Origin of the sequence: Halorubrum tebenquichense DSM 14210 (assembly GCF_000337415.1) — an archaeon.
Taxonomy (GTDB): domain Archaea; phylum Halobacteriota; class Halobacteria; order Halobacteriales; family Haloferacaceae; genus Halorubrum; species Halorubrum tebenquichense.
In genome coordinates, this window is record NZ_AOJD01000023.1 from 40,828 (window position 1) to 60,348 (window position 19,521).

General features: G+C 71.9%; 21 protein-coding genes. 10 read left to right on the forward strand and 11 right to left on the reverse strand.

The genetic code is table 11. The annotated features are described in order from the left end of the window. Positions 1–122 precede the first annotated feature (122 nt). From C472_RS02645 to C472_RS02660, 4 genes are read left to right on the forward strand one after another with little or no spacing between them, the layout of a single operon-like run. Entirely contained in the window at positions 123–1,391 is a 1,269-nt protein-coding gene (locus C472_RS02645) for a potassium channel family protein (protein WP_006628241.1), read from the forward strand. Beyond that, on the forward strand, positions 1,388–2,722 hold the full coding sequence (locus C472_RS02650; protein ID WP_006628242.1) for a hypothetical protein: 1,335 nt from the start codon (positions 1,388–1,390) through the stop codon (positions 2,720–2,722). Before C472_RS02645 ends, C472_RS02650 begins: the two co-directional genes overlap by 4 nt. A 22-nt stretch (positions 2,723–2,744) precedes the next feature. Beyond that, the gene (locus C472_RS02655; RefSeq protein WP_006628243.1) at positions 2,745–3,029 is read left to right on the forward strand and encodes a ubiquitin-like small modifier protein 1; all 285 of its coding nucleotides are present in this window, start codon (positions 2,745–2,747) and stop codon (positions 3,027–3,029) included. A gap of 39 nt (positions 3,030–3,068) precedes the next feature. Continuing rightward, the gene (locus tag C472_RS02660; RefSeq protein ID WP_006628244.1) at positions 3,069–4,190 is read left to right on the forward strand and encodes a deoxyhypusine synthase; all 1,122 of its coding nucleotides are present in this window, start codon (positions 3,069–3,071) and stop codon (positions 4,188–4,190) included. A gap of 49 nt (positions 4,191–4,239) precedes the next feature. Here the strand turns inward: C472_RS02660 and C472_RS02665 are convergent, their stop codons facing one another. Then, positions 4,240–4,521 (reverse strand): hypothetical protein, encoded by a 282-nt coding sequence (locus C472_RS02665; protein WP_006628245.1) that lies wholly within the window; start codon positions 4,519–4,521, stop codon positions 4,240–4,242. A gap of 114 nt (positions 4,522–4,635) precedes the next feature. On the opposite strand from C472_RS02665, the gene C472_RS02670 reads away from it, so the two are divergent. After that, positions 4,636–4,836, forward strand: coding sequence for a hypothetical protein (locus C472_RS02670; RefSeq protein WP_006628246.1), 201 nt, complete (start codon positions 4,636–4,638; stop codon positions 4,834–4,836). 4 nt (positions 4,837–4,840) lie between these two features. Next, the gene (locus C472_RS02675; RefSeq protein WP_006628247.1) at positions 4,841–5,047 is read left to right on the forward strand and encodes a hypothetical protein; all 207 of its coding nucleotides are present in this window, start codon (positions 4,841–4,843) and stop codon (positions 5,045–5,047) included. Between the two features lie 24 nt (positions 5,048–5,071). Here the strand turns inward: C472_RS02675 and C472_RS02680 are convergent, their stop codons facing one another. From C472_RS02680 to C472_RS02700, 6 genes are all read right to left on the reverse strand, one after another. Continuing rightward, entirely contained in the window at positions 5,072–6,106 is a 1,035-nt protein-coding gene (locus C472_RS02680; protein WP_006628248.1) for an LLM class flavin-dependent oxidoreductase, read from the reverse strand. A gap of 348 nt (positions 6,107–6,454) precedes the next feature. Continuing rightward, complete coding sequence (locus tag C472_RS16145; protein WP_006628249.1) at positions 6,455–6,631, reverse strand: 50S ribosomal protein L37e; 177 nt, start codon at positions 6,629–6,631, stop codon at positions 6,455–6,457. Further along, positions 6,628–6,870 carry an LSM domain-containing protein gene (locus C472_RS02685; protein ID WP_049906224.1) on the reverse strand — a complete coding sequence of 81 codons (243 nt, stop codon included), beginning with the start codon at positions 6,868–6,870 and terminating at the stop codon, positions 6,628–6,630. Before C472_RS02685 ends, C472_RS16145 begins: the two co-directional genes overlap by 4 nt. A gap of 77 nt (positions 6,871–6,947) precedes the next feature. Next, complete coding sequence (locus C472_RS02690; RefSeq protein WP_006628251.1) at positions 6,948–8,240, reverse strand: hypothetical protein; 1,293 nt, start codon at positions 8,238–8,240, stop codon at positions 6,948–6,950. Next, entirely contained in the window at positions 8,237–8,893 is a 657-nt protein-coding gene (locus C472_RS02695) for a hypothetical protein (RefSeq protein WP_006628252.1), read from the reverse strand. Before C472_RS02695 ends, C472_RS02690 begins: the two co-directional genes overlap by 4 nt. Positions 8,894–8,944: 51 nt before the next feature. Next, positions 8,945–9,520 carry a small multi-drug export protein gene (locus tag C472_RS02700; RefSeq protein WP_006628253.1) on the reverse strand — a complete coding sequence of 192 codons (576 nt, stop codon included), beginning with the start codon at positions 9,518–9,520 and terminating at the stop codon, positions 8,945–8,947. Between the two features lie 335 nt (positions 9,521–9,855). Here C472_RS02700 and C472_RS02705 point away from each other — a divergent pair, with 335 nt between their 5' ends. From C472_RS02705 to C472_RS02715, 3 genes are all read left to right on the forward strand, one after another. Then, a complete protein-coding gene (locus C472_RS02705; RefSeq protein WP_006628254.1) occupies positions 9,856–11,208 on the forward strand; it encodes a ribonuclease J in 1,353 nt (450 codons plus the stop codon). Then, positions 11,205–12,251, forward strand: a complete 1,047-nt coding sequence (idsA3, locus tag C472_RS02710; protein WP_006628255.1) for a geranylfarnesyl diphosphate synthase — start codon at positions 11,205–11,207, stop codon at positions 12,249–12,251. Before C472_RS02705 ends, idsA3 begins: the two co-directional genes overlap by 4 nt. 79 nt (positions 12,252–12,330) lie before the next feature. After that, positions 12,331–13,245, forward strand: a complete 915-nt coding sequence (locus tag C472_RS02715; RefSeq protein WP_006628256.1) for a DMT family transporter — start codon at positions 12,331–12,333, stop codon at positions 13,243–13,245. Positions 13,246–13,293: 48 nt separating this feature from the next. Here the strand turns inward: C472_RS02715 and C472_RS02720 are convergent, their stop codons facing one another. The 4 genes from C472_RS02720 to C472_RS02735 all read right to left on the reverse strand — a co-directional run bounded on the left by C472_RS02720 (position 13,294) and on the right by C472_RS02735 (position 17,385). Then, positions 13,294–14,352 (reverse strand): hypothetical protein, encoded by a 1,059-nt coding sequence (locus C472_RS02720; RefSeq protein WP_006628257.1) that lies wholly within the window; start codon positions 14,350–14,352, stop codon positions 13,294–13,296. Beyond that, positions 14,349–15,509, reverse strand: a complete 1,161-nt coding sequence (locus tag C472_RS02725) for a S49 family peptidase (protein ID WP_049906232.1) — start codon at positions 15,507–15,509, stop codon at positions 14,349–14,351. Before C472_RS02725 ends, C472_RS02720 begins: the two co-directional genes overlap by 4 nt. Positions 15,510–15,660: 151 nt before the next feature. Continuing rightward, entirely contained in the window at positions 15,661–16,800 is a 1,140-nt protein-coding gene (locus tag C472_RS02730; RefSeq protein ID WP_049906227.1) for a hypothetical protein, read from the reverse strand. 117 nt (positions 16,801–16,917) lie between these two features. Continuing rightward, on the reverse strand, positions 16,918–17,385 hold the full coding sequence (locus C472_RS02735) for a peroxiredoxin (RefSeq protein WP_006628260.1): 468 nt from the start codon (positions 17,383–17,385) through the stop codon (positions 16,918–16,920). 74 nt (positions 17,386–17,459) lie between these two features. Here C472_RS02735 and C472_RS02740 point away from each other — a divergent pair, with 74 nt between their 5' ends. Continuing rightward, the gene (locus C472_RS02740) at positions 17,460–19,511 is read left to right on the forward strand and encodes a histidine kinase N-terminal 7TM domain-containing protein (RefSeq protein ID WP_006628261.1); all 2,052 of its coding nucleotides are present in this window, start codon (positions 17,460–17,462) and stop codon (positions 19,509–19,511) included. The last annotated feature ends 10 nt before the right edge of the window (positions 19,512–19,521 follow it).

Consider the following 19,521-nt stretch of genomic DNA (forward strand, 5'->3'; position numbering starts at 1 on the left):
CCCCGCGAGGCCGAGCGCGTGACGGCGGTCTCGACGCCGACCGCGGGGCCTGAGGTCTCGACCACCCGGATTCCGCCCGCCGCGCCGACACACGTTTAACCGCCCCGTCGGTTGAACCGCGTATGTCGCTGCCCGTCGAGATCGTCTTCGGAATCTACCTCGGTGTCATCACCGGGATCGTCCCCGCGCTGGTGGCCGGGACCCTCGGATTCGTGTTCAAGTACGTGACCGACGTGACCATCCCCGGGCTCGGGGTGGTCGTGTTGTCGCTCGCGATCGCCGGGGTCAACGGGGGGCTGCTCGCGCTCAACGACGAGACGATCCGTTCCTCGGAGCGCGCGCCGGCGATCCTCACGGCGATCGTCGTCGTGTTGATGATCTCGCTGTACGCCCACGCGCAGGGCGACCGGCTCGGGGCCAGCGTCCCCAAGCGGATCTCGCTCAAACAGCTCCGCGACCGGACGCTCTCGACCGACGTGATCGAGCTCGTCGGCGGCCGCGGGCGGGTCTCCGTCGAGGTGACCGGCGAGGTGAACGACATGGAGGGGTACCCGCCGCTGCCGGCCGAGACCCGGCGGGCGATCCTCGACGGCGACTGGACGTTCCCGGCGGACCTCCCGCTCGCGGAGCTGGAAGACCGGTTCACCGAACGGCTCCGGACGGAGTTCGACCTCGCCGACGTGGCGGTCCGGATCGACGAGCGGGCGCGGGCGACGGTCTCCGCCGCGCCCCCGACCGGAGCGCTCTCGAAGCGCGTGCCGGCCGGGAAGCGCGCGGTGTCGGTGTCGGCGCTCGTTCCGACGGGGATCGCCCGCGGAGACGTCGTTCGGGTGATCACTCCGGACCTCGACGCGGAGGGGGCCGTCATCGCCGCCCGGTCCAGCGGGAAGCCGGAGCCGGGGGCCGGCGCGGCACCGAAGCCAGCACCCGGCGGGGGCGACGATCCGGACGCGGACGGGGACCTCGTGACCGACGGCGGCGACGACGAGGCCGTCGCTCCGCCGGCGGCGACCGCGCCGACGACGACCGGCGGGGAAGGGCGGGTGACGGTCGCGCTCGACCGCTCGGAGGCGGCGGCGCTGCTCCGGGCGGACCGAGGGCGCGTGCTGGTGCTGTCGCGCGGCACCCGGCGCGAGTACGAACTGACGGCCCTGCTGCGACGGACCGGGAAGCGGTTCCGCAAGGTGTCCGTCGCCGCCGGCGGGCCGCTCGACGGACACACCATCGGCGAGGCGGAGGTCCGCGAGGCGTACGACGTGGCGGTCCTCGCGGCCCGCCACGAGTCGTGGACGATCGCGCCGAGCGGGTCGCAGACACTGTCGGCGGGCGACGACCTGTTCGTCGTCGGGAGCCGCGACGCGCTCGACCGGTTCGCGGAGGTGGCCGCGTGACGCCCCCGCTCGTCTCCCTCGCGGTCGCCGACCTCTGGATCGCGGCCGCCGTCGACGTGGGGTTCGCCCGCCCGCGGCAGGCCGCGGTCACGCTCGTCACGTTCGCGGTCGTCTCCGCCGCCGTCGCGGGGAGCGCGGCGCTGGCCTATCGCTGGTACTTCCGCACGGAGATCCCCGAGGGAGTCACCGGGCTGATCGGCGTCTCGGTCGTCGCCTTATACCTCAACACGACCTCGCTCGGATCGGTCGCGATCGGCGACAACCCGGCGCTGTTGGCCCCCGAGAGCGTGTTCTTCAACCTCGTCTCGCTCGGCGTCGCGGGGGTGATGGCACCCGTCGGCCGGTACGCGGGCGACCGGGTCGCGGTCGACGTGTTCGCGCTCTCCGGGGCCAAGCAGCTGGAGGGCGAACTGAGCGGGATCGTGCGCGCCGTCGGCCGGTTCACGGCGGTGACGCTCCCGCCGGTCGACGAGATCGGGGACATGGACACGTACGACCCGGTCTCCCCGGAGAAGAAGGCCGAACTCGCGGAGACGACCCTCCTGTTCCCGCGGAAGCTCTCGGAGGCGGACCTCCGCGAGCGGCTCGTCTCGCGGCTCAAAGAGGAGTACGGCGTCGGCTACGTCGACGTCGACCTCGGCGCGGACGGGGAGATCGAGTACTTCGCGGTCGGCTCCCGCGCCGCCGGGCTGGGGCCGACGCTCGCGCCGGGGTCGGCGGCGGTCGCGCTCGTGGCGGACCCGCCGAACAACGCGACCGTCGGCGACACGGTCCAGGTGTGGCGCGACGACCCGGAGCCGGAGCGCGTCGCCGCCGGGGAGCTGCGCGGCGTCGCGGCCGACGCCGTCACCGTCGCGCTCGACGAGTCAGACGCCGAGCGCCTGACCGACGAGACCGGCTACCGGCTCGTGACGCTCCCCGCCGAGCCGCAGGCGGACCGCGAGTTCGCCTCGCTGCTGCGCAACGCCGACGAGACGATGGCCACCGTCACCGTCGGGGCCGGGAGCGACCTCGACGGGAGCACCGTCGGCGGCGTCGGGGCCGTCGTCGCCGCGGTCCGGCCCGAAGCGGGCTCGGTCCGGCCGATCCCGCCGCGGTCGTACGCCTTCGCTGCCGGGGATCTGGTGTACCTCGTCGGCCGCCCGGACGCGATCCGCCGGTTCGAGACGGCGGCGTCGCCCGGTGACGGACTGCGCGGCGGCGACGGGCCGGAGGCGGTCGGCGACGGTTCGGAAGCAGGCGACGGCTCCGCCCCGACCGACGTCGGCTCCGACGGCGTCGACGGTCACGGCGCGGGCGGTCGCCCCTCCGACGGGACGCAACGCTCTTGAGTCGCCCCCTCGGGGATCCGCTATGGAGTGGAAGCTGTTCGCCGACCTCGCGGAGATCGCGGGCGGCCGCGCCGTGACCGTCGACGCGGAGCCGGGCGACACGGTCGGCGACGCCCTCGACGCGCTGTTGGACGCACACCCCGACCTCCGGGACCGCGTCATCGAGGACGGGACCGTCGCGGACCACATCAACGTCCTCCGAAACGGGCGGAGCGTCCGTCACGACGACGGTCTCGACGCGGTCTTGGAGAGCGGCGACGAACTGGCGCTTTTCCCCCCGGTGAGCGGCGGCTCGGTCGGCCGATAGATCGGTCGTTTCAAACGCGCGCCAGCCCCATCCGAAGCCATGACCGACAGCGACGAGGGCGCGCGAGACGACCGCGACGCCGAGGACAAACACGGAGACGATCACGACCACGAGGACGGTGGCCACGCCGACGACGACCACGGTCACGAGCCGCACCGCGAGGAGTTCCACGCGGACCCGGTGGGTCACACCCGCGCGACCGCCGGGATGACCGTGAGCGAACTCGTCGACGGCTACGGCGACGCGGGCATCGGAGCCGCCGCGGTCAACGAGGCGGGCGACGTGCTCGCGGAGATGTTCGCGAACGAGGACTGTACCGTGTTCCTCTCGCTGGCGGGCGCGATGGTGCCCGCCGGGATGCGCCGGATCGTCGCCGACCTGATCCGCGACGGCTACGTCGACGCCCTCGTGACCACCGGGGCGAACCTCACCCACGACGCCATCGAGGCCATCGGCGGGAAACACCACCACGGGCGCACTCACGACCCCGAGAAGAGCCTCCGCGAACACGACGAGGGGCTGCGCGACGAGGGCGTCGACCGCATCTACAACGTCTACCTCCCGCAGGAACACTTCGCCGAGTTCGAGGGCCACCTCCGCGAGGAGGTGTTCCCGGCGCTGGAGGCAGACCCGGACGCGGACGGAACCGACGCCGTCTCCATCGCCGACCTGACGCGCGAACTCGGCCGCGCGAACGCCGAAGTCAACGAGCGCGAGGACGTCCCCGAGGGGCCGGGCGTCGCGGCCGCCGCCTACGAGTCCGACGTGCCGGTCTACTGCCCGGCGGTCCAAGACTCCGTCCTCGGGCTGCAGGCGTGGATGTACGCCCAGACCGCCGACTTCACGCTCGACGCCCTCGCGGACATGACCGAGCTGACCGACCTCGCGTTCGACGCCGACGACGCCGGCTGCCTGCTCGTCGGCGGCGGCGTCCCGAAGAACTTCACGCTCCAGACGATGCTCGTCACGCCCCGGGCGTACGACTACGCCGTCCAGATCACGATGGACCCGGAGGCGACCGGCGGGCTCTCCGGGGCGACCCTCGAAGAGGCGCGCTCGTGGGGGAAGTTGGAGAAGGACGCGCGCAACGCCTCCGTCTACGGCGACGCGACCGTGATGCTCCCGATGCTGGTCGCCGCCGCCCGCGACCGCGTGGAATAGGGTTGGCGGCGACGGGTATCTGACCGGCCGTGGACACCTCCAACCGCGCTCATCGCGTGTCGTCCGACTCGTTCTGACCGCTCGGCTCCCGGACGAACGCGACGTATATCGCGCCGACCATCACCGCGGCGGCGACCGGTTCGATCCACGGGAGGAGCGGCGACCCGGGCGCGAGGAACTCGTCGAGGTACGTCCCGGCGGTCGCCGCCGCGAGGAAGACGGCCATCCCCGCCGTCCGGACCGCGCTCCAGTCCTCTCGCAGCGCGTAGTAGGGAACCGAGAGCCACGCGAGCGCGAACAGCGCGGCGGGGAGCGCCGTCACCCAGTCCATGCTCACCGACGTTCGGCGAGACACAAAAAACGTCTCTGCGATCGGCACCGTCGGGTGACGCCCTCTAATTACATGTAATTAGACTTTTGAGGGCGGAGCGCGTGGCCGACGGTAATGAGCGACTACACGACTATCTCGCTGCGCAAGGAGTTCGTCGCGGACATCGAGGAGTACATCGAGGAGGAGCCGTTCGGCTCGGTCAAGGAGTTCGTGAAACACGTCGTCGTCCAGGAGATGGAGTCGGACGACGAGATCAGCGAGGCCGAGGCCCGTCGGATCGGCCAGCGGCTCCGGGATCTGGGGTACGTGGAGTGACTCCATGTCGGTCGAATCCCGCGCCGCGGTCCCCGACGCCGTAGACCGCGCCGACCTCCTGCTGCTCGCGTTCCCCCTTCTCTTCGCCGGCGTCTACGCCGCGTTGGCGGTGAACACCGGCGACGGGATCCCGCCGCTCGCGGGAGCTTCGGCGGTGTGCTGTCTGTTGCTCGTCGACGGCGTCTTCCTCAATCCGCCCGTCGACGACTGACCGGGGGCCGCAGTTTCGTCTCGGTTACGCCCGCGGCTCCACGTCCATCGCCGCCGCGAGCAGCGCGTGCGAGTCGAGCGCGGCCTCGTGGTCCGGCACCGTGTGCTGGATCATCACCTCGTCGACGCCGACGCGGTCCGCGAGCTGTTCGAGCAGCCCCGATATCGTCTCCGGACTCCCGGAGATCGACCGCGGCCACTCGTCGGGGTCGAGCGTCGCCGGCGTCGGGTCGGGCGCGCCGCCGAGCTCGTCGACCGCCTCCTCGACGGTCGGGGTGTCGTCACCGAGTTCGCCGCGCCGCATCCGGCGGAACGTCGCCTCTGCGGGCGCGCGCCGCCGGGCCGCCGCCGCGTCCGTCTCGGCGGCCACGGCGTTGACCGCGACCATCCCCCGCGGCTCGTCGAGCGTCCCGGGGCCGGCCTCCGGGTCGAACGCCTCGCGGTAGGCCGCGAACGCGCGCTCCGCGAAGCCGGGTCGGATGAAGCCCGCGAAGCAGTAGCGCAGCCCGAGTTCGCCGGCGAGTTCCCCGCTCGACGGGCTGGAGCCAAGGACCCACGGGACGGCCGGCCCGGCGTCCGATCCCGGCACGGAGAGGTCGCCGTACGGGTGGTCGGCCGGGAACGCCTCGTTGAGGTGGTTCACCACGGCCGTGATCCGCTCGCGGTGGTCCTCGTTCGGATTCTCGACGCGCCGGTCGGTGCCGAGCGCGCGGTCGGAGGCCGGCGAGCCGTTCGCGCGCCCCATGCCGAGGTCGACGCGGCCGGGGGCGAGCCCGTCGAGGACGCCGAACGACTCGGCCACCTTGAACGGGCTGTAGTGGTTGAGCAGCACGGCCCCGCTCCCGATCCGGATCGAGTCGGTCGCGCCCGCGATCCGGCCGAGCAGCACCTCGGGAGTGGTGCCCGCGAGCCGGTCGCCCATCCCGTGGTGTTCGGCCACCCAGAACCGCTCGTAGCCCAGCCGCTCGGCGTGGCGCGCGGCGTCGACGGTGTTCGCGAACGCGTCGGCCGCGGTGCCGCCGCGCGGCACCGGCGAGAGGTCGACGACTGAGAGGTCCATACCCCCGGTCGGCGACCGCTCCGGGAAACGGTTTGGGTCCCGGTGGGACCGTGGCCGAACGGAACCCACCGCGCCGTGCGGTGGCGCGTGCCTGCGAGCGCGCCGCCGAAGGCGGCCGCGANGACGAGGCTGGGGAGGCGTGCGGTGCTGTGCGGAGCGGTGCGGGGCGAGACTCGAAGGGGCAGTCGCCGGCGCTACGCGCCGGCGGCCAGAGAGTCTTCGATTCTCGCGGCTGGGGCTTCGGCGGTCTCGGTAGTGAAGTCGTTTCCGACGAGGGGTGCCACCTTCACCCTCACGTATTGCCGTCGCTCACCGGGAAAAGCGAGAAGAAAGCCGAGAGAGCGCCGGTCAGTTGTCGCCGGTCTTCGACTGCCAGGCGTAGTGGCGACGCGAGGCGGACTCCCCGAACCCGCAGGAGGAGCAGCGCTCCTTCTTGACGTGGTAGGACTTCTCGCCGCAGCGTCGACACTTCACGTGGACCGTCTTGTTCTTCTTTCCCTGAGAGGGCGTACCTGCTCCGGTCATGCTTTGATGGTGACGACGTTATCGCCGCGTATAATCGTTGTGTCTTCGATCGCGACGGCGAACTCGCCGTCCAGGTCGCCGTCGACGCGGTCGTCCACGTCGGTTTCCGGCTCGATGACGACGTTCATGTGCTGGTCGTAGCCGCCCAGAATTCCGTAGTACGTCGTGCCGTCCTTCAGGTGAACCGTCACCGGCTCCTCCAGCGACGCTTCGAGCACGTCGAGGGGTCGTCCACTCATTGTCCGTACCGCCGCCCGTCGCGGTAATAAAAATACCGGGACGCCGGTCGCGACGGGGGCGTTTGACAGGGCTCCGGTCACGTCAGTCGCTCGCGGACGAACTCGGCCGCCGGCGGGACCGCGTCCGCGTACAGGTCGACGAACGCCAGTTCCGCCTGCGTCGCCCGCGGCGCGGCGTACCCCCGTTCGATCCGATCGCCGAGCAGTCCGATCGTCTCCAGCCCGGGACGGACGAGTCGCGCCGCCAGCGGACCACCGTCGTCCGCCGCCTCGCGGACCGCCGCTTGCGCCCGTTCCGCCGCCGACCGGATCGACGCTTCCGAGGGGTCCTCCCGGTGCCCGCCGTCGCGGATCTCGTCGACGGCCGTGCGAAACGCCTCGACCTCGGCCAGCGCGACGCCGGCCTCGGCCACGGCGGTGGCGTAGTCGCCGGCGTCGACCGCCCGCTCGACATCGTCTGTCGCCGACTCGATCCGCCGCTCGCCGGTGGCGAACAGCTCCTGTGCGACCGTCCCGCTCAGGTCCTCGTCCCCGGGCGGCGTCTCTCCCCCCTCGCGCTCGCGGACGTTCGCGCGCGTGGCTCTCACCGACCGCCGTAGCTCTTCGGCGACCGCGAACAGGGACGCCCGCCGCGGGACCGCCTCGTCGCGTTGGGCGAGGTACGCGGCGCGGATCCCCTCGGCGTCGGTCACGGCCGCTCGCGCGCGCTCGACGCGAGCGAGGGCCTCTCCCGCTCGGAACGGCTCGGCGATCGGATCGGCGGGATACGTCGTGCGAGGCCGGAGGTGTCTCTCACACTCCGCGAGCAGCGATTCGACCGTCTCGTACGCTAACACGGCCTCGATCGGCGACTCGGCTCGGAACTCCAAGTCGGCGGCGAGCGCTCCCCTGTCGTCGCGCACGGCGCGGCGTCGAGCGACGACGTCCGAGCCGTCGTCGGTCCCTGTGGCCGCTCGGTACGCGCCCCGCACCTCCGCGGCGTCCGCTCGCCGCCGCCGCCACGCGGAGAGCGCGTCGACGCGCCAGCCGTCGGGCGAGTCGCCGTCCGCGTTCCGGAGCGCGCGCTCGCGGTCGTCCGCGATCGACGCGGCGACCGCGTCGTTAGGGATGTCGGGGTCAGCCGGAACGTCATCGAGCAGGCGACGGATTCTCGTCTCGTGGGCGTCGGTCATCGACGCGGGAACGGCCACGGGGAACGGCGATCCCGGCCAGTCGACCGGTCCGATGGCGTCCGACGAGATCGACGCGCGAGCGCCGCCACGCTTCTCCTCGCCGGTGAACGGGAGCCCCGAACAGCCCGCGATGGCCGCCGCGCCGGCCGCTCCGAGTCCCGCGAGGAACCGGCGGCGCGACCCCGAACGACGCGTCACGCGTCTTCACCCCCACTCGGGTCCGTCGCGGAGGCGTTGAACACCCTCGGCCGTCTGGGTCTCGACTGACAGGAGTTGGACATCCCGCGCCCGGCCCCGGTCGACCGGTCGGCCGCGACCGGGATCCGGATCGCGAACCCGATGGTGTGGATCGCGTCGGCGGCGCAGTCGACGTCCGCCGAACGATACGCCTCACAGAAGTAGGCGTGAGGGTGGAGATCGCCGTCCGCGAGCTCGTCGCGGTCGACGCGGACCGACCGCAGCCGGATCTCGCGGCACGCCTCGACGGGCATCGCGAGCAGGTACACGGACGCCGACCCGAAGTCCGTCTCTTCGCAGAACGACCGGAGCGACTCTCCCGCCGCCGTCTCCGCGAAGGTGAGTTCCGTGAGATCGTCGTCCGCGACCAACACGCGCCGCGCCCCGCGCCGCTGTCGCGCCCGCTCGTCGACCGACAGCGACGGGAGTTCGTCGGTCGCGGTGACCAACGCGCCCCCGGTCTCGTCGCGGGCCGTCTCCAGTTCGTAGTCGTCGATCGGCCGGTCTCTGGTCGGGTAGCTGTTCGACGCCGTCTCGCCGCCGGAACAGCCGGCCAGGGCGGCGATCCCTGACGCGGCCGCGAGGAGGGCTCGGCGGCGGGGTATCTCTGCCATCGTCGGCGGTTCAATCGAGAGCGTGAAACGCTTTGTGGGGCGGTCCCGCGATCAGCCGCCGAGCGCCGACACCCCGAGCGCCGACCCCGCGACGAGCGCGACCGTCCACGCGGCGATGCCGACGCCCATCCAGGCGGCCACGTCGCGCGACCGGCTCCCGGCGGCTAACGCGATCAGGGCGGCGAGGTGGACCCCGGTGAGGACCGGTGCGGCCAACGCCAGCCCGGGGAGTCCGTATCGGTCCCACACGCGGCGAGCCCACTCTCGTCGGCGGCTCGGTTCCGACTCCTCCTCCTCCGCGTCGTCCCCGCGCCGCCGTGCCCGCCACCGCGCCGCGCGTCGGTGGAACGCGAGCAGCAGCCAGACGGAGCCGGCGTTGCCGACGAACGCGGTCACGCCGACGGCGACCGGGTCGAGACCGAGACCGACGGCGACCGGGATCACGACGAGGATCTCGATCCACGGAAACGCCGCGAACAGCGCGACGAGGCCGTACTGGACGGGCCCGCCGGCGGCCGCGAGCGCGCCGCCGACGTCGCCGAAGACGGCCGAAATCGCGGCGTCGGGAATCCGGGCTGGTGCGGGGAGGGAACGCGCCGCGAGCGCGAACGCGGAGAGCGGGTCCATTGCCGGGACCGTTTCGCGGAGTGGCCCAAGTGCGTTGCGGGTTCGGCGCGGACGATCCGACCGAGACGAGCGCGGTGAGAGCCGGAATCACGGTCCGGAAACACAGCGAGGGCTCTCTCCGAGGCGGGAGCGCCGAGACCGGCGACAGCGCGACCGAACCCCGGTGTTTTTAAACTGGGCGAGAGTACGCCGATGTACCACACTCCCGCGGGACACGGTGAGCCGACGTCGGCTCGGCCGTAGCGGGGCCTCAACGACGCAGTCGGACGCAGCGCTGACGGCTCCTTGCGGGGTTTCAGTGATGGACGCCACACGGCGTTCGACACGACAACACCATGGAAATCGAAATTGCGACACTCGGCGGTTACGAAGAGGTCGGTCGACAGATGACGGCGGTTCGCGCGGGCGACGACATCGTCATCTTCGACATGGGCCTGAACCTCAGTAAGGTCCTCATCCACGACAACGTGGAGACCGAGAGCATGCACAGCCTCGACCTGATCGACATGGGAGCGATCCCGGACGACCGGGTCATGAGCGAACTCGAGGGCGACGTGAAAGCGATCGTCCCCACCCACGGCCACCTCGACCACATCGCGGGGATCCCGAAGCTCGCCCACCGGTACGACGCGCCGATCGTCTCCGCGCCGTACACGATCGAGCTGGTGCGCCAGCAGATCGAAGACGAGGGCAAGTTCCAGGTAGACAACGACCTCGTGAAGATGAAGCCGGGGGCCACGATGGCGATCGGCGACTCCGAGCAGGTCGAGATGGAGTTCGTCAACGTGACCCACTCGATCATCGACGCGATCAACCCGGTCCTCCACACGCCCGAGGGCGCGATCGTCTACGGACTGGACAAGCGACTGGACCACGACCCCGTCATCGGCGACCCGATCGACATGGAGCGGTTCCGCGAGATCGGCCGCCAGGACGAGGGCGTCCTCGCGTACATCGAGGACTGTACGAACGCCGGCCAGAAGGGCCGGACTCCCTCGGAGTCGTACGCGAAGAAACACGTCGAGGACACGCTGAAGTCGATGGAGGACTACACCGGCGGGATCATCGCCACCACGTTCTCCTCGCACATCGCCCGCGTGAAGACGCTCGTCGAGTACGCCCGCGAGATCGGCCGCCAGCCGGTCCTCCTCGGCCGCTCGATGGAGAAGTACTCGGGCACCGCCGAGCGGCTCGACTTCGTCGACTTCCAGGGCGACGTCGGCATGTACGGCCACCGGAAGTCCGTCGACCGCGCGTTCAAGCGGATCATGAAGGAGGGGAAGGGCAACTTCCTCCCCATCGTGACGGGTCATCAGGGCGAGCCGCGCGCAATGTTAACCCGCATGGGTCGCGGCGAGACTCCCTATGAAATCGACGACGGCGACAAGGTCGTCTTCAGCGCGAGCGTCATCCCGGAGCCGACCAACGAGGGCCAGCGCTACCAGTCCGAACAGCTGCTCCGGATGCAGGGCGCGCGCCTCTACGACGACATCCACGTCTCCGGGCACCTCCGCGAGGAGGGCCACTACGAGATGCTACAGGCGCTCCAGCCCCAGCACCTCATTCCCGGCCACCAGACGCTCAAGGGCCGGTCGCCGTACGTCGACCTCGCGAAGTCGCAGGGGTACAAGCTCGGACGTGACGTCCACGTCACGCAGAACGGGTCCACCATCCAGCTCGTCGAATGACGAGCGAGACGAAGGAGGCGCGGGTGCTCGACGCCATCCGCGAGCGGCGTGACCTCGTCAACGCCGCTATCGACGAGGAGCTGCCGGTTCAGGAGCCGGAGCGCCTGTACGAGGCCACCCGGTACATCCTCGAAGCCGGCGGGAAGCGGCTCCGCCCGACGGTGACGACGCTGGCCGCGGAGGCGGTCACCGGCACCGACCCGATGGGGGCCGACTTCCGCGCGTTCCCGTCGCTGTCCGGCGAGGACGTCGACGTGATGCGCGCCGCGGTCGCCATCGAGGTGATCCAGTCGTTCACGCTGATCCACGACGACATCATGGACGAGGACGACCTCCGGCGGGGCGTCCCCGCCGTCCACGAGGCGTACGACGTCTCGACGGCCATCCTCGCGGGCGACACCCTCTACTCGAAGGCGTTCGAGTTCATGACCGAGACCGGCGCGGACCCGCAGAACGGCCTCGAAGCCATGCGGATGCTCGCGTCGACCTGCACTGAGATCTGCGAGGGGCAGGCGCTCGACGTCGCCTTCGAGAACCGCGACGACATCCTCCCCGAGGAGTACCTGGAGATGGTCGAGCTGAAGACCGCGGTGCTGTACGGCGCGTCGGCCGCGACGCCCGCGCTCCTGCTCGGTGCCGACGAGGAGGTCGTCGACGCCCTCTACCAGTACGGCATCGACTCGGGGCGCGCGTTCCAGATCCAAGACGACGTGCTCGACCTGACGGTCCCCTCCGAGGAGCTGGGCAAGCAGCGCGGCTCCGACCTCGTCGAGGGGAAGGAGACGCTGATCACCCTCCACGCGCGCCAGCAGGGGGTCGACGTCGACGACCTCGTCGACGCCGACACGCCCGCCGAGGCGACCGAGGACGCCATCGACGAGGCGGTGGCGGCCTTAGAGGAGGTCGGATCCATCGAGTACGCCCGCGAGACCGCCGAGGACCTCACCGCGCGCTCGAAGGAGCACCTCGAACTGCTCCCGGAGAGCGGCTCCCGGAGCCTGCTCGAAGACCTGGCGGACTACCTCATCGTCCGCGGCTACTGAGCGGACCCTCCGCGCTCCGGAGCCGGCCTCCACCACCGCAACGGACACCGCTTTACCCCCGGCCCGCGTTCGGTCGACCGTGTCACGGTACCGAGACGTCGCGCTGTTCTGCCTGCTCGCGTTGTTCTGGGGCGGATCGTTCGTCGCCATCGAGGTCGGCCTCGACTTCTATCCCCCGGTGTTGTACGCCGCGTACCGGTTCGACGTGGCCGCGCTGGCGCTGATCTCGTACGTGCTGCTCACCGAGAGCGACCCGTTCCCGCGGAGCCGCGGCGATCTGGCCGCCATCGGCTTCAGCGGCGGGCTCTCGGTGGCAGCAAACAACAGCCTGCTGTTCGTCGGCCAGCAGTACACGACGAGCGGCATCGCCTCGATCACCTACAGCCTCGTCCCCATCGCGACCGTGGCGGTCGCGGCCGCGTGGATCGGCGGGGCGGACCTCGACGCCCGCGGCGCGGTCGGGGTCGTCTTGGCCTTCCTCGGCGTGGGACTGGTCGCACAGCCGGACCCGGCGAACCTCGGCGGGGGGGTCGCGGTCGGCGTCGGGCTGATCGGGATCGGCGTGATCGCCGTCGCCGTCGGGAGCGTCGGCCTCCGGACCGTGGAGACGACGTTCTCCAGCGTCGCGCTCACGGGCTGGGCGATGGGGTTCGGCGCGCTCGCCATCCACACGCTGAGCCTCGGCCTCGGCGAGGGGCAGCGGCTCCCGGCCGCGGAACCGCGCGCGCTCGCCGCGCTGGCGTTCCTCGGGCTGCTCTCTTCCGCGGTGGCGTACACCATCTACTTCACGCTGCTCGACCGGCTCGGCCCCTTCGAGATCAACCTCGTCTCCTACGTCGTCCCGATCGTCGCGACCGTCGCGGGCGTCCTGCTGCTCGGCGAGCCGGTGACGGCGTTCACCCTCGCGGGCTTTAGCGTCATCGTCCTCGGCTTCGCCCTCCTGAAGCGCCGTGAGATCGCCGACGTGGCCGCAGGAATCCGGTTCCGGGCGTAAAAAGTGAAAGCGGCGCGGCCGCCCCGCGCCGTCGTCGACCGGCGTTCGCTACGCGGCCGCGTCCCCGGAGGAATCGGTCTCGTTGCCCGACGGCTCCGGCGGTTCGGGCGTCGTCGTCCCGCCCGGCGGGACCGCGCCGCCCGGACCGGCCGCCGGTCCGAACGACACGTCGGGGTTCGATCCCGTCACGAGGAAGTCCGCGACGTTACCGATCAGGACGGCGTTGTCGGCGCGGCCGGCGTTCTCCGGTTCGAGGAAGCTCGAATCCCCGAGCACCGCGAGCGAGTCGCTTCGGACGGCGACGCCGTAGGAGCCGGCCTCGCGGGTCGTCGACAGCTGCGAGGTCTCCGCGGTGGCGAGCGCCGCCGACCCGTCGGCCGCGCCGACGGGCGCTGCGCCGCGGAGGACGACCTCCTCGACGCCCTCCGTCAGCGACCCCGGCCCGGTCGGCTCGACGAGGACGCTGAGGTAGTTCGCGTCGTTGTTCTCCATGTCGTACACGTAGCCCGCCTCGCCGTAGACGCCGAACGCGGAACCGAAGTCGGTGAGCGCGCCGGCGTTACCGGGGTCGCTCGCGACCAGCGTCCGGCCGCCGGCGTCGACGAACGACTCGACCGCGTCGGCGTCGGTCGCCGACAGCGCGCCGGGGCTCGTGGTGACGAACGCGTCCGCGTCCGAGAGCAGCGACGACAGCGGCTCGCCGCCCAAGGTCCCGCCGTAGAATCGGACCTCGTGGCCGTTCTCGACCAGCGCCGCGGTCAGCGGCGCGACGCCCCGCTGCGCGCCCCCGAGCGACCCGATGTCCGCCTCCGCGGGGGCGTCGCCGTCCTCGATTGGCAGGACCGGCGTGCCGCCGCCGACCCCGCCGGCCGCGCCGCCGAGGTGGACGACGACGGTGTTCGACGGCTCGCTGCTCTCCATCTCGACCTCGCCGCCCTCGCTGACGGTCTCCGGCTCGACCGCGTCCAGCTGCCAGTGATCGTCCGCGACGGCGTCGGTCTCGGGCGCGCCGCCGTCGAGGACGACGCCGCCGACGGCCGCGACGCCGACGATCACGAGGAACACCAGCGCGAACGCGCCGACCGCCGTTCGCAGGTCGACGCTCATTCGCCGTCACCCCCGTTCGCCGCGGCCGCGTCGTCGGTCGTCGCGTTCCCGCCGCCACCGGTCGTCGCCTCCGCGTCCGCCGCGTCGCCGTCGGCCGGCAGCCGCCCGGTGTAACTCGTCATCACGACGTCGTCGCCGACCGTCTCGTCCCACGCCGCCGGCGCGACCGCGAGGACCAGTCCGTCGCCGAGGTCTCCCTCCGCGCCGTCGGCGACGACGACCGTGCCGTCGTCTCGTTCCAACAGCGGAATACCGCTCGGGATACGGCTCTCGGTGCGGCGGGTGTCGACCCTGTAGTCGCCGAGTCCCGCCTCGCTCGCGGCGTCGGCGACCGCCCCGTCGACGAAGCCGAACTCGTCGGCGAAGCCGTTCTCGACCGCCTCGGTGCCGAGGTACGCGTCGGCGTGCGCGATCTCCTCGCGGTCGAGTTCGATCTCGTCGCCGCGCTGCTCGATCACGTTCTCCAGGAAGAGGTTCGCGAGCGTCTGTCGCCGCTCTCGCTGTTCGTCCGGGTCGTTCCCGCGTTTGTCCGGACCGGTCGTCCCGGCGTTCGGTCCGCTCGGGGCCGGCGCGGTGCCGGCGACGCCGACGCTGCCGACCGCCTGCGCCGAGGGCGCGACGTAGATCCGGTCGGCCGGCGCGATCGCGAGGTAGGCCCCCGACGCGCCGAGCGAGTCGACGGCGGCGTACACGGGCATCACCGACGCGGTGCGGTCGACCGCGGCGTACATCCGCTCGCTCTGTGCCGGCAGGCCGCCCCCACTGTCGACTTCGAGCACGACCGCCTCGACCGAGTCGTTCGCGCGGGCGTCTCGGAGGTTGTCCTCGACGTGTTGGGCCGTCGCGGAGTCGATAGTGCCGTCGATCTCGACCACGGCGACCGTCCCGTCGGGACCGGTCACAGCGCCGTACACGCCGGGCGCGACCAGCAGTCCCGCGGCCACTGCGAGGACCGCCGCGACCCCGACCGCGTGGCGCGTCTCGATCCGGTCGAGCCCCGTCGCGCGCCCGCCGTCCGGGACCCGCCGTTCGGCGGTCGGCGGCGAGCGGTCGGCGGTCGATCGGGAACGATCGGCGGTCGACCGATCTCCCTTCGGTGTCGTCGCGTCGTCTGGCGATTCGGCTGGCGTTCTCGCCGACTCGTCGTCGGAACTCATCGATCCGTCCTCGTTCGGTGCCGCGGTCGCGGCGTCGTGTGTTGTCTCGTCATCGCGAATTCGCACGCGCGTCGGTCGTCAGTCGATACGTCTGCGTTTCTGGTGCGGTCGGCCGCCTCGGGACGAGCGCCGCCCCGGTCGTCGCCGTCGCTCACGTGTCGGCCACCTCGATCGGGTCGCCCACGTCCGCGCCGAACAGCGACGCGTGGGACGCGAACAGGTCGCTCTCGGCGGCGGCGTCGACGATCACGGTCCGCCCGTGTCGGGTGACGGTCGCGTCCGAGAGCGAGGTCTCCCCCTCGCGGGCCGCCCGCGCGACGGCCTCGGCGGTCTCCCTGTCGAGGCGGCTGGGGTCCGCGACCGCGCCGTACCGCAGCTCGACGCTCGAGCCGTCCGAACCGCCGTCGCCGTCCGCGGTCGCGCCGCCGCTTCCGTTCTCGGACTCCCCGTCGGTCAGCCGGAGCGACGCCCCGACCGCGCCCGACGCGTCGACCGCGGTGCGGAGCTCCTCGGGCGCGTCGGCGAGCAGGTCCCGGAGGCGTCCGCGGGCGTCCGGTCCCAGGTCGACGCACACCGTCGCGTCGCCGCCGAGCAGCGACGGGAGCGGTCCGTAGGTCGCACTCCCGTCGGATCCGCGCTCCCGCTCGGCGTCGATCCCGGCGTCGCGGTGCGCCGCGGCGGCGGCGGGCGTCGGGCCGTACGCGCCCACGATCTCGCCCGACGCGACGGCGACGGCCGACCCCACGCTTCGGGACCGGAACCGGGCGAACCCGGAGTCGTCGCCCGGCTCGCGGACCACGTCGGGGTCCGCGTCCAGCTCCGCCGCGAGCGCGGCCGCGTCGACGTCGCCGACGGCGACCGCGCACCCCTCCGGCCCCTCCCCGGTGAGCGCCGCGCCGCCGCTCGCCTGTCGCACGTCCCCGAGCGACGCGCTCTCGTACCGATCGAGGAGGCGTCGGACCCGGCCCCCGATCCCGCTCGGGAGCCCGGTCGCCGTCAGGACCGCCGGGTCGACCCGCCCCGTCACGACGGTGTCGACGGCGTTCGACGCGGCCGCGGCGGGGTCGTAGGTCCCGGCGGCGACCGCGGAGCGCGGGCCGTCGCCTCCCGCGTCGGCGCGGTCGCTCGCCGTTTCCTCGTCCGCCGCGTCGACTCCGGACCCGGCGGACTCGACCGCGAGCGTCGAGTCGGGCGGCGGCTCGGCGGTCAAGGCACTGATCGGTCCGCCGACTCCCAACCCAGTCGCCGCGAGCGCGGCTACGCGCTTCGCGAACGTCCGTTTGGAGGGCATCGTTTCACGTGACTCGTGACAAGTAATAATACTACCGGGTGCCGACGCCCGGTGGTCGCCCTCCCGGCGGTCGGTTTCCGCGGCCCCGAGGCGCGTCGGTGTCGTCGGGCGCGCTTTTCAGTCGTCGAGCGCGTCGACGTCGTCGAGGATCTCGACGGCGTGGTCCTCGGGCGAGACGCCCTCATAGGCCAAGACGACGGTCCCCGTCTCGTCGAGGACGTACGTGTTCCGGAACACGCCGTCGAAGGTGTTCCCGAACATCGACTTCTCGCCGTAGGAGTCGTACGCGCTCGCGACCGCGCCGTCGGGGTCCGAGAGGAGCGTGAAGGGGAGGTCGTACTCCGCGGCGAACGGTTCGAGGTCCTCGACCGGGTCGTCGCTGATCCCGACGACGGCGACGTCCCTGTCCTCGAACGCGTCCCACTCGTCGCGGAAGGCGCACGCCTCGGCGGTACAGCCCGGCGTGTCGGCGCGCGGGTAGAAGTACACCACCGTGTGGCTCGCGGCGGCCGGGTCGACGGTGACCGTCTCGCCGCGGTGGTTCGTGAGCGTGATCTCGGGTGCGGAGTCGCCGGATTCGAGCATACGGATCGGCTCTTCTCAAACGGGTTAGTGGATTCGGTCCATTTTTACCGACTACTCGCAACCTACCGGTATCGATGGCGTGGCAACCGACGCCGTACACGGTCCCGCTGCTCGTCGCGGCGGTCGCGTCCTTCGCGTTCACCGTGTACGCGGTCGGCAACCGCTCCCGCGGCGGTCACGCCCTCCTGTGGAGCTTCGTCGCCACGGCGGGCACCGCCGGCGTCTGGTCGCTCGCGTACGCGGCGCAGCTGTCGGCGGCCTCGCTCTCGACCACGCTGTTTCTCAACCGCTTCGTCTGGCTCGGCACCGCCGGGCTGGCGGTCGCGTGGCCGGCGTTCGTCCTCTCGTACGTCGACAGGACGGCGTGGCTCGGTCGCCGTCGCTTTGTGCTCTTCTGGATCGTCCCCGTCGCCGCCGTCGCCGCGGTCTGGACCGTCGGCGTGGACCCGCTGTTCTACGCCGACCCGTCGCTCGTCGACGCCGGCGGCTACCGCGTCCTCGACTACGATCCGACGCCCGCGCTGCTCGGGTTCGTCGGCTACACCTACGCGGTCAACCTGTTCACCTTCGCCGTCCTCGGCTACGCCGCCGCCGCCCGCGACGGCGTGTTCCGCCGGCAGGCCAGCGCCCTCTTCGTCGCCGGCGTCGCGCCGCTGGCGCTCGGCGCGGCCGGAATCACCGGCCTGATCGGTCCGGAGACCGGTCTCGTCGACTTCACTCCCGTCGCGTTCAGCGGGACGTCGGCGCTCCTGGCGTGGGTCGTGTTCCGGTACCGGCTGCTCGACGTCTCGCCCATCGCCCGCGACGCGGTGTTCGCGAACCTCTCCGACGGCGTCGTCGTCTGCGACGCCGACGGCCGGGTGGTCGACCGCAACGACCCCGCCCGGTCGCTGTTCCCCGACGCCGAACTGGGCGTCCACGCCGAGGAGGCGTTCGCGGACGCCCCGTCGGTCGCCGAGGCGGTCACGGACGGAGCGACGGACGACGAGTTCCGCGTGACGGTCAACGGGAGCGGCGCGCCGCGGTTCCTGACCGTCGGCGTCCACGGCATCACCGCCCCGGGAACGGCCCGCAGCGGGACCGTCCTCCTGTTCCGCGACGTCACCGAGCGGGAGACGCTCCAGCGGCGCTACCGCGCGCTCATCGAGAAGTCGCCGAACGTGATCGCCGTCTGCGGCGACGACGGACTGGTCCGGTACGTGAGCCCGTCGATAGCGCGCCTGCTCGGCCACGAGGCGAACGAAGTCGAGGGTCGGCCGGTCATCGACCTGGTCCATCCCGAGGACCAACGGGAGGCGCAGGAGGCGTTCGAGCGCGCCTTCGACAGCGACGAGCCGGTGTCGCTCTCACACCGGATCGCCTGCGCGGACGGCAGTTGGCGGCAGTTCGAGACGGTGATCGAGCGGCTGTTCGAGGACGCGGACGAGGTCGTCATCACCGCCACCGACGTCACCGAGGCCCGGCGGTACGAACAGCGCCTCCAGGTCCTCAACCGCGTCCTGCGACACGACCTGAAGAACGACACCAACGTCATAGGCGGGTACGCGGACCTGCTCCGGGACCACGTCGACGAGGAGGGCGACCCGTACCTCGACGTCATCGACCGGAAGGTGAAGACGCTGACCCACCTCAGCGATCAGGCCCGCGAGATCGACGTCGCGCTCCACAGCGACGCGGGCCGGAGCGAGATCGATCTGGCCGCGCTCGTCGAGCGGCTCTGCGACTCGCTGGAGTCGTCGTTCCCCCACGCCGCGGTGACGGTCTCCGTCCCGGAGTCGGCCGTCGTCTCCGCCGACGAGCTCTTGGAGTCCGCGGTCCGCAACGTCCTGGAGAACGCTGTCGTCCACAACGACCGCGACGGCCCGCACGTCGAGGCGACGGTCGTCGCCGACGGCGAGCGGTTCCGGGTCGACGTGGCCGACGACGGCCCGGGGATCCCGCCGATCGAGCGCGCGGTGTTCTCGGAGGCCCGGGAGACGGCGCTCGAACACGCGAGCGGGCTCGGGCTCTGGCTCGTCCACTGGATCGTCACGGAGTCGGGGGGCGACCTCGAGATCGACACCCGGGAGCCGACCGGGACGGTGGTTCGGATGTGGCTCCCGCGAGCGGCCGAGGAGAGCGACTGACCGCGCTTAG